The organism is Flavobacterium sp. (genome assembly GCF_020217025.1).
Classification (GTDB): Bacteria; Bacteroidota; Bacteroidia; order Flavobacteriales; family Flavobacteriaceae; genus Flavobacterium.
This window is the reverse complement of the sequence record NZ_JAIWOF010000066.1, coordinates 1-10,000: the sequence shown is the minus strand read 5'-3', so window position 1 is coordinate 10,000 and position 10,000 is coordinate 1. Positions and strand designations below refer to the sequence as shown.

Sequence of the window (10,000 nt, the reverse complement as noted above, 5' to 3'; positions counted from 1 at the left end):
GAATTGATTGTTGATTAAATCCTCTTTTGTAATGATTTTATCTTCACCTACTTTTTCTTTATTCAAAGAAATTGAATTTTGCTTCAATTCTCTTCGCGCATCACTATTAGAAGCTAAGAAGTTGGTTTTTGCTGCTAAAGCTGCAATCATATCCAAACCTGCATTCAAATCTTCCATAGAAATTTCAGCTTGAGGAACACCATCAAACACTTCTAAAAACGTTTTCTCATCTAACTTTTTCAACTCATCCATAGACGGACTAAAGAACGCATTTGAAGCTGCTATTGCATTTTCTAAATCAGCTTGCGAATGAACCATTACAGTAATTTCTTCTGCTAATCGTTTTTGCAACGCTCGTAAATGAGGCGCTTCGTTATGTGCTGCAATTAATTTTTCAATCGTTTCTTTGTCTAAGAACGTGAAAATTTTAATGTATTTTTCAGCATCAACATCTGAAGTATTTAACCAGTATTGGTAAAATTTATATGGCGAAGTTCTTTCCGCATCTAACCAAATATTTCCACCTTCCGATTTTCCGAATTTTGTTCCATCCGCTTTTGTAATTAATGGACAAGTTAAGGCATACGCTTTACCTGATTCAATTCTACGAACTAATTCTGTTCCTGTGGTAATATTCCCCCATTGATCACTTCCACCCATTTGCAACGTACATTTTTTTGCACGATATAAATGTAAGAAATCGTAACCTTGCACTAATTGGTATGTAAATTCAGTAAATGACATTCCTTCTGAAGTTTCTCCAGTCAAACGTTTTTTAACCGAATCTTTCGCCATCATGTAGTTCACTGTAATGTGTTTTCCCACATCGCGAATGAAATCTAAGAATGAAAATTCTTTCATCCAATCGTAGTTGTTTACTAACTCCGCAGCATTAGGTTCCGCAGAAGTAAAATCTAAAAAGCGAGCCAATTGTCCTTTAATCGCTTCTTGATTGTGACGTAAAGTAGCTTCGTCTAATAAATTTCTTTCATTAGATTTCCCAGATGGATCACCAATCATTCCGGTTGCTCCACCTACAAGCGCTAATGGTTTATGACCACTCAATTGGAAATGTCTCAACAACATCACTCCAACTAAATGTCCTATATGCAATGAATCGGCGGTTGGATCAATACCCACATACGCCACACGCATCTGCTCCATCAAATGTTCTTCTGTGCCTGGCATTACGTCGTGGAGCATTCCTCTCCAAGTCACTTCTTCAATAAAATTTTTCATGATTCTTAAATAATTTGAGCAAAGATAGTTTTTAGTTTAAAAGTTTAAAAGTTTGAAGGTTTAAAAGTTAGTCCGTTTTTAAAAGAATTGCTATTTTTACAACATGATTTTAGTAACAGGAGCAACAGGCTTAGTAGGTTCGCATTTATTAGTGCAACTTCTTCAAGAAAATGAGGAAGTCAAAGCGCTATTCCGTTCCAAAAAACAAATTGAAAAAGTGAAAAATGTTTTTGCTTTTTATAATCAAACGGCTCTTTTTGATAAAATCAATTGGGTAAAAGGCGATATTACGGATATTCCTTCGTTAGAGATTGCTTTTGAAAATGTCACTCATGTATACCATTGTGCTGCTTTGATTTCGTTTGACCCAAATGACGAAGATGAACTCAGAAAAATCAACATCGAAGGAACTGCGAACGTAGTAAATTGCTGTATTGATTTTGGTATAAAAAAACTTTGTCATGTAAGTTCTATTGCCGCTTTAGGAAATCCAAAAGAACACGAAACCATCATTACAGAAGAGACCGAATGGAATCCAGAAGAATTACACAGTGATTACGCGATTACAAAATATGGTGCTGAAATGGAAGTTTGGCGTGGACATCAAGAAGGCTTAGAAGTCGTAATTGTAAATCCAGGAGTTATTTTTGGTTACGGCTTTCCGAAAAAAGGAAGCGATGTGATAATTCAATCCGTTAAAAATGGATTATCGTTTTATACCAAAGGTAACATTGGAATTATATCAGTTGAAGATGTTGTGAAATGTATGGTACAATTAATGAAAAGCAATATAACAGGGGAACGATATATTTTAGTTGGGGAAAATATAGATTTTAAAAACCTACTAACTTATATTGCTACGGTTTTTAAAGTAAAAAAACCAAGTATTTATGCCTCTCCTTTATTAACTGAAATTAGCTGGAGAGCAAATTGGTTAATTTCAAAACTTACAAATAGTAGACCTAAACTGAATAAAACAACAGCCAAATCATCACATTCAGTATATCAATATGACAATACTAAAATTGCAAACACACTATCGTTACAATTTTTAAAAAAAACAGCATATATTAACAATAAACAACGTTAGTTAACAAATTACTTTTTTTCCTTATTTCCAAAAGTATCATTTGTTTGTGATTTAACTTGCTCTAATCTTTCCAATACTTTCTTATGCATTCTTCTATATTTGTCTACTTTAGAAGCATAATAACGTTGGTTTTGATGATAGGTAATACTATCAATTTTATATTTATTAAATATAAATGTTTGTGTTTCTATATTATGCTCTCTTAATACTGATGGTTTCACATTTTGCGCCGCATTTAAAACAGCCACATCAAATAGAATATCAACCATCACTTCCTCGTCCAATAAATTATCTGGTTTAGGGACTGGATTCTTGGAACAAGAAAGCACCAATAAACTTACGAATAAAAACAGTATTTGCTTCATTACACTTCTCTTTCAAATAATAATCGTTGGCCTACTTTTACATCTTTTACTTTACCATTATGATAAACTAATTTACCATTAACAAAAGTATGCGTTACTCTCGATTTGAAGTTATATCCTTCAAAAGGCGACCAACCACATTTATATAAAATATTTTCTTTTTTTACATTCCAAGGCAAATAAGCATTTACAATGGCAATATCAGCATAATATCCTTCCTTAATAAAACCTCGCTTTTCGATTTTGAAAATTTTTGCCGGATTGTGACACATTTTCTCTACAATCTTTTCTATCGAAATTTTTCCTTGATGATGCGCTTCAAACATAGCCACAACCGCGTGTTGAACTAATGGCCCACCAGAAGGACAAGTCATATAGGGATTAATTTTTTCTTCTAATGTATGTGGAGCGTGATCGGTTGCAATTACATCAATTCTATCATCTAATAACGCTTTCCATAGCGCATCTTTATCAGCTTGTGTTTTTACAGCTGGATTCCATTTGATTAAGGAACCTTTTGCATCATAATCAGCATCCGTAAACCATAAATGATGAATGCATACTTCTGCTGTAATTTGTTTTTGTTCTAATGGAATTTTATTGGTAAATAATTCCATTTCTTTTGCTGTTGACAAGTGAAAGACATGCAAACGAGCACCTGTTTTTTTTGCTAATTCAATCGCTTTAGAAGAAGACAAATAACAAGCTTCCGCACTTCTAATTAAGTGATGGTATTTCATTGGAATATCATCTCCAAACTCTTCTCTGTATTTTTCAGTATTAGCTTTTATAGTTGCTTCATCTTCACAATGAACCGCAATTAGCATTTTTGTTGAAGAGAAAATCTTTTCTAAAACTTCTGGATTATCTACCAACATATTTCCTGTTGAAGAACCTAAAAATAATTTGATTCCTGCAACATTTCTTGGATTTGTTTTTAAAACTTCGTCTAAGTTATCGTTGGTTCCTCCCATCATAAACGAATAATTCGCATACGATTTTTGAGAAGCAATTTGATATTTATCTTCTAAAAGTTCTTGAGTAACAGCATTTGGAATTGTATTTGGCTGCTCAATAAAAGAAGTAATTCCGCCTGCAACAGCTGCTCTACTTTCTGTTTCGATATTTCCTTTGTGTGTAAGTCCTGGCTCTCTAAAATGTACCTGATCGTCAATTGCTCCAGGCATTACATAACTTCCTTCCGCATCAATAATAACGCAATCCGACGATTTTGGGCTTATTTTTTCGGCAATCTCTTTAATGAATTCATTCTCAATTAAAATATCACCTTCAAAAATAGCTCCTTCATTAACAATTTTGGCATTTCGAATTAAAACTGTACTCATTATAATCTATTAAATATTTTTCTTAACCTCAACATTATTACTCCAACTACGGCTTCGCGTATAATTCCTCCACTCATTTTTGATTGTCCTTTTGTTCTATCGGTAAAAATGATAGGCACTTCAACAATTTTAAAATTCTTTACGAAAGCGCGATATTTCATTTCAATCTGAAACGCATAACCCACAAATTTTATTTTATCCAAATTGATCGCTTCTAATACTTGTCTTCTGTAACATTTGAATCCTGCAGTAGCATCTGCTATTTTCATACCTGTTATCATTCGAACGTAAACGGAAGCAAAATAAGATAGCAAAACACGACTCAAAGGCCAATTTACCACATTAACTCCGTTAGAATATCGGGAACCAATGGCAACATCCGCACCATTTTCACAAGCAGCTAACAACTTTTCTAAATCATTTGGATTGTGAGAAAAATCGGCATCCATTTCAAAAATATAATCATATCCATGAGAAAGCGCCCATTTAAACCCCGCCACATAAGCCGTACCTAAACCCGATTTTTTCATACGCACTTTTAGATGCAATCGTGTTGGAAATTCTTCTTGCATTTCTTTCACTTTTGCCGGTGTACCATCAGGCGAATTGTCATCTACAATTAAAACATGAAAAGAAGTAGGTAAAGACAAAACTGCCTTTACAATTGCTTCAATATTTTCAATTTCGTTAAAAGTTGGAATTACAACAATACCCTGAGCCATAAAAAATCTTGTATTTCAACTGCAAAAATAAGGTATTTCTAGCTGACAATTCTTAATAATTTTATAATAATGAAAGTGATACTATTTTTTGTAATTTTGCGCCAATTATGTTAGCAATTCAATTACACGACAGAATCATCGAAAGCAAAGATTGGGCAACCATCTTGTTTATTATCTGCGTGGCTATAATTGCCATTAACAAAACCATATCTTCTGTTCGATTTAACGAATTTGTTCGATTAGCTTATTCCGATAAATACACCAAGATTTATCGCGATAGTAGTAACTTGATGAGTGGTTTTACCATTTCGATGTTTTTTTTACAGTTAATTTCATTTTCATTTTTTACGCTATTGGTTTTAAATCAATTTCATAGAGCGGAAAAAACCGATTTGATTGTTTACATCCAAATTTTCACTTTTTTGAGTGTTTTTATTCTTTCTAAATTCTTAATTGAAAAAATTATTGCAACAGCATTTAAAATAGAAGAATTTAACGAGCAATTCAACTTATTAAAAGTAAATTACAGAGCTTATTTTGGATTCATTTTATTACCCGTTAATATCATTTTATTCTACAATTCGTTTAATTCGGATTGGTTTTTTTGGACATTATTGATTACCCTAATCACTATAAACATCACTACTTACTTGGTTGCATTGAAATTGTATCAAAATTTACTATTACGTAAAATATTTTATTTTATTTTATATCTTTGCACCCTTGAAATAGCACCTTACTATTTTATTTATAATTGGTTTACAAAAAATTAGAGAGAAATATGTCAAATTTGAAAGTGAAAACAATATTAGTTTCACAACCAGAGCCTAAAGTAGAAAATTCTCCGTATTTTGAGCTTCAAAATAAACTGAAAGTAAAGGTTGATTTTCGACCTTTCATCCATGTAGAAGGTGTTCCGGCTAAAGAAGTTCGCGCTCAAAAAATCGACTTAAATAATTATACTGCCATCATATTAACAAGTAGAAATGCTGTAGATCACTTTTTTAGAGTGGCTGAAGAAATGCGTTACAAAGTGCCAGAAGATTTAAAATACTTTTGCCAATCTGAAGCGGTTGCTTTTTACTTACAACGTTATGTAGTATACAGAAAGAGAAAAATTTATGTAGGTCAAAAAGACTTCGCTGATTTAGCTCCGCTAATTAAGAAATATAAAGACGAAAAATTCTTATTACCAAATACCGACCAATTAAATGCCGATGTTCCACAAACATTAGACGGTTTAAAAGTAGAATGGAAACAAGGTATTTTCTACAGAACTGTAATGAGTGATTTATCAGACTTGAAAGATGTTTATTACGACATTTTAGCGTTCTTTAGTCCAACAGGAATTAAATCGTTATTTAAAAACTTCCCTGATTTCCAACAAAACAACACTAGAATTGCTGTTTTTGGAGAAACTACAAAAAAAGAAGCTTTAGAACACGGTTTACGTGTTGATATCATGGCTCCAAGTCCTGGAACACCATCGATGACAGGAGCTTTAGAAAAATATGTAGCTGAAGCTAACAAAGGAAAATAAAAACAAACAAAAATATACAGAACCCAAATTCGAAAGAGTTTGGGTTTTTTGTTTGATTAATACCAACAAAAAAAGTCCCGAAATTTTCGGGACTTTTTACTATATAAATTTCTTTAGATTACAATTGAGGACCAGCTGCTACTAATGATTTTCCTTCTTCGTTGTCTGTATATTGAACAAAGTTTTTGATAAATCTTGAAGCCAAGTCTTCAGCTTTTGCATTCCATTCAGCTGCATCAGCATAGGTATTTCTTGGATCTAAAATGTTAGTATCTACATTTGGTAAAGCGGTAGGAACTACAAAATTAAATACTGGAACTGTTTTAGTTTCCGCATTTTCGATAGAACCATCTAAAATAGCATCGATAATTGCACGCGTATCTTTAATAGAAATACGTTTTCCTGTTCCGTTCCAACCTGTGTTTACCATGTAAGCTGTAGCGTTGTGTTGCTCCATTTTCTTCACTAATTCTTCACCGTATTTTGTTGGGTGTAATGATAAGAATGCTTTTCCGAAACAAGCTGAGAACGTAGGTTCTGGTTGTGTTACTCCTCTTTCAGTTCCTGCTAATTTAGCTGTAAATCCTGATAAGAAGTAATATTTAGTTTGCTCTGGAGTTAATTTAGAAACTGGAGGCATTACTCCGAATGCATCTGCAGTTAAGAAAATAACTTTAGTAGCATGACCTGCTTTAGAAACGGGTCTTACAATGTTTTCAATATGATTAATTGGGTAAGAAACACGTGTATTTTGTGTAACTGAACCATCTTTGAAATCAATTTTTCCGTTAGCATCAACCGTTACGTTTTCTAATAACGCATCTCTTTTGATAGCACCAAAGATGTCTGGTTCATTTTCTTTACTTAAATCGATAGTTTTTGCATAACATCCACCTTCAAAGTTGAAAACACCGTCATTATCCCATCCGTGTTCGTCGTCTCCGATTAATTCACGTTTTGGATCTGTTGATAATGTAGTTTTTCCTGTTCCAGATAATCCGAAGAAAACAGCAACATCGCCATCTTTTCCTTTGTTAGCCGAACAGTGCATAGAAGCGATTCCTTGTAATGGCAAGTAATAGTTCATCATTGAGAACAATCCTTTTTTCATTTCACCACCATACCAAGTTCCTCCAATTAATTGGATTTTCTCAGTTAAGTTGAATGCTACATATACTTCCGAATTTAATCCGTAAGCTGCGTAATCTTTAAAACTTGTTTTTGAACCGTTCATTACTACGAAATCTGGCTCACCAAAGTTTTCTAATTCAGCATCTGTTGGACGGATGAACATGTTTTTCACAAAGTGTGCTTGCCATGCTACTTCCATAATGAAACGAACTTTCAATCTTGTGTTTTCGTTTGCGCCACAAAAAGCGTCAACAACGTATAATTTTTTATTAGATAATTGCTTTACAGTAGTTTCTTTTAAAGCATTCCAAGTATCTTGAGAAATTGGTTTGTTATCGTTAGCTGCTTTATCAGAATTCCACCAAATCGTGTTTTCTGTAACGCTATCTTTAACAATGTATTTATCTTTAGGAGAACGACCTGTGAATTCACCAGTCATTACGTTTACAGCGCCAAGTTCTGACAACTGGCCTCTTTCAAAACCTTCTAAAGCTGGGTTTAATTCTTCATTATATAAATAATCGTATGAAGGATTGTATATGATTTCTGATACATTAACGATTCCGTACTTTTCTAACGAAATCGATTTCGTAGTTTGAGCATTCGTATCCATAAAATTTGGTTAGGTTGTGTTTAAAATAAAGTGCAAAATTATAAATTAAATTTGAGATAGCGTTTTAATTTAGTGTTTTTTAGATAAAACAGCGTAAAAAAAGTAGCCCCAAGCCGAAACCAAGAACAGTCCGCCTATTGGTGTAATCGGTCCTAAAAATTTCGTCTTTAAATTTGTAATTGTATTTGTCGCCAAAAAATAAATAGAGCCTGAAAAAAACAAAACCCCTGTAATCGTTAAATAAAAAATAATGGCGCGTTCTTTTTCTCCTAAAAAAGCAAAAGTTCCTATAAACAAAAGAAACAACGCATGATACATTTGATAACGCACTCCTACCTCAAATGTTGCCAATTGCTCCACCGAAAGTACTTTTTTTAATGCGTGAGCACCAAATGCACCTAAAATTATTGCCGTTACTCCTAAAACAGCCGCAACCAACAGTATTTTCTTATCCATTTTATAAAATTTGAGACCAAAGATAGCAAAAGTTTTTATGTTAAATTATGACATAAATGAAGAATTTGTTTTTATAAATATAACATTTTACTATCTTCGTGTGATATTTTCAGATTTTACAAAATGAGACATATTTTAGTCATTGGAGCGGGTCGTTCTGCTTCATCCCTTATAAAATACCTTTTAGACCATTCAGAAGCACAAAATCTTCATGTTATTATTGGCGATTTGTCTGAAGAATTGGCTAAACAAAAAACCAACAATCATAAAAATGCACGAGCAATTGCTTTTGATATTTTTAATGAAGCACAACGAAAAGAAGAAATTCAAAAAGCAGATGTGGTTGTTTCAATGTTGCCAGCGCATTTGCATTTAGAAGTGGCTAAAGACTGTATTACCTACAAAAAACACATGGTAACCGCATCTTATATTAGCCCAGCTATGCAAGAATTAGACGCTGCTGCTAAAGAAAATGGCTTGGTTTTCATGAACGAAATTGGGCTTGACCCAGGAATTGACCACATGAGTGCGATGAAAGTATTAAATGAAATTCGTGAAAAAGGCGGAGAAATCATTTTATTTGAATCGTTCTGCGGAGGATTAGTTGCTCCTGAAAGTGATACTAATTTGTGGAATTACAAATTTACTTGGAATCCTAGAAATGTAGTTTTAGCTGGACAAGGTGGTGCTGCAAAGTTTATTCAAGAAGGAAATTACAAATACATTCCGTACTCGAAATTATTTAGAAGAACGGAATTTTTAGAAGTAGAAGGTTACGGAAGATTTGAAGCATACGCAAATCGTGATTCTCTAAAATACAGAAGCGTTTACGGTTTAGATGACGCTTTAACTTGTTACCGAGGAACCATCAGAAGAGTAGGTTATTCAAGAGCTTGGGATATTTTAGTACAATTAGGCATGACCGATGATTCGTACACGATCGACAATTCGGAAGAAATGACCTATCGTGAATTTACAAATTCATTTTTACCTTATCATCCAACCGATACTGTGGAAATTAAACTTCGCGCCATTCAAAAAATTGATCAAGACGATATAATTTGGGATAAATTAGTAGAAATCGATTTATTCAATCCAAACAAAAAAGTAGGATTAGTAAAAGCGACTCCAGCTCAAATTTTAGAAAAAATATTAGCTGAAAAATGGGCTTTAGAACCAAATGACAAAGACATGATTGTGATGTATCACAAATTTGGCTACGAATTGAACGGTGAGAAAAAACAAATTGATGCTACCATGGTTTGTATTGGTGATGACCAAACCTACACAGCTATGGCAAAAACCGTTGGACTTCCAGTTGCCATTGCTACATTGAAAATTTTAAATAAGGAAATTACAACTCCTGGTGTTCAATTGCCAATTACTAAAGAAGTGTACAATCCTATTTTAAAAGAATTAGAAGATTATGGTGTAATTTTCAAAGAAATTGAAGTTCCTTATTTAGGTTATAATCCGTTGAATGTAAAAAATTAAACAC

At 33.1% G+C, this 10,000-nt stretch carries 10 protein-coding genes; 4 read left to right on the top strand and 6 right to left on the bottom strand.

The annotated features are described in order from the left end of the window. A partial coding sequence (gene tyrS, locus LDL23_RS03115; protein WP_291264407.1) for a tyrosine--tRNA ligase occupies window positions 1-1,239 on the bottom strand: 1,239 nt, incomplete at its 3' end. A 103-nt stretch (window positions 1,240-1,342) separates the two neighbouring features. Between tyrS and LDL23_RS03110 the strand changes: the two genes are divergently transcribed. Further along, the gene (locus LDL23_RS03110) at window positions 1,343-2,329 is read left to right on the top strand and encodes an NAD-dependent epimerase/dehydratase family protein (RefSeq protein WP_291264406.1); all 987 of its coding nucleotides are present in this window, start codon (window positions 1,343-1,345) and stop codon (window positions 2,327-2,329) included. A gap of 8 nt (window positions 2,330-2,337) precedes the next feature. Here LDL23_RS03110 and LDL23_RS03105 read toward each other — a convergent pair whose 3' ends face one another. The 3 genes from LDL23_RS03105 to LDL23_RS03095 are packed head-to-tail and all read right to left on the bottom strand — an operon-like array spanning window position 2,338 to window position 4,762. Beyond that, window positions 2,338-2,694: a DUF4296 domain-containing protein gene (locus LDL23_RS03105; RefSeq protein WP_291264405.1), complete on the bottom strand. Its 357-nt coding sequence runs from the start codon at window positions 2,692-2,694 to the stop codon at window positions 2,338-2,340. Beyond that, window positions 2,694-4,040, bottom strand: coding sequence for a dihydroorotase (locus LDL23_RS03100; protein ID WP_291264404.1), 1,347 nt, complete (start codon window positions 4,038-4,040; stop codon window positions 2,694-2,696). The genes LDL23_RS03105 and LDL23_RS03100 overlap by 1 nt, the downstream gene beginning before the upstream one ends. Then, complete coding sequence (locus LDL23_RS03095; protein ID WP_291264403.1) at window positions 4,040-4,762, bottom strand: polyprenol monophosphomannose synthase; 723 nt, start codon at window positions 4,760-4,762, stop codon at window positions 4,040-4,042. Before LDL23_RS03095 ends, LDL23_RS03100 begins: the two co-directional genes overlap by 1 nt. A gap of 107 nt (window positions 4,763-4,869) precedes the next feature. Here LDL23_RS03095 and LDL23_RS03090 point away from each other — a divergent pair, with 107 nt between their 5' ends. Both LDL23_RS03090 and LDL23_RS03085 read left to right on the top strand, forming a co-directional pair. Next, window positions 4,870-5,535, top strand: coding sequence for a DUF4271 domain-containing protein (locus tag LDL23_RS03090; RefSeq protein WP_291264402.1), 666 nt, complete (start codon window positions 4,870-4,872; stop codon window positions 5,533-5,535). A gap of 17 nt (window positions 5,536-5,552) precedes the next feature. Next, entirely contained in the window at window positions 5,553-6,302 is a 750-nt protein-coding gene (locus LDL23_RS03085) for a uroporphyrinogen-III synthase (RefSeq protein WP_026724456.1), read from the top strand. Window positions 6,303-6,420: 118 nt separating this feature from the next. Here the strand turns inward: LDL23_RS03085 and pckA are convergent, their stop codons facing one another. Then, window positions 6,421-8,046, bottom strand: coding sequence for a phosphoenolpyruvate carboxykinase (ATP) (gene pckA, locus LDL23_RS03080; protein ID WP_291264401.1), 1,626 nt, complete (start codon window positions 8,044-8,046; stop codon window positions 6,421-6,423). A gap of 69 nt (window positions 8,047-8,115) precedes the next feature. After that, a complete protein-coding gene (locus LDL23_RS03075; RefSeq protein WP_291264400.1) occupies window positions 8,116-8,502 on the bottom strand; it encodes a DUF423 domain-containing protein in 387 nt (128 codons plus the stop codon). Window positions 8,503-8,625: 123 nt separating this feature from the next. On the opposite strand from LDL23_RS03075, the gene LDL23_RS03070 reads away from it, so the two are divergent. Further along, window positions 8,626-9,996: a saccharopine dehydrogenase C-terminal domain-containing protein gene (locus tag LDL23_RS03070; RefSeq protein WP_291264399.1), complete on the top strand. Its 1,371-nt coding sequence runs from the start codon at window positions 8,626-8,628 to the stop codon at window positions 9,994-9,996. Window positions 9,997-10,000: the final 4 nt, after the last annotated feature.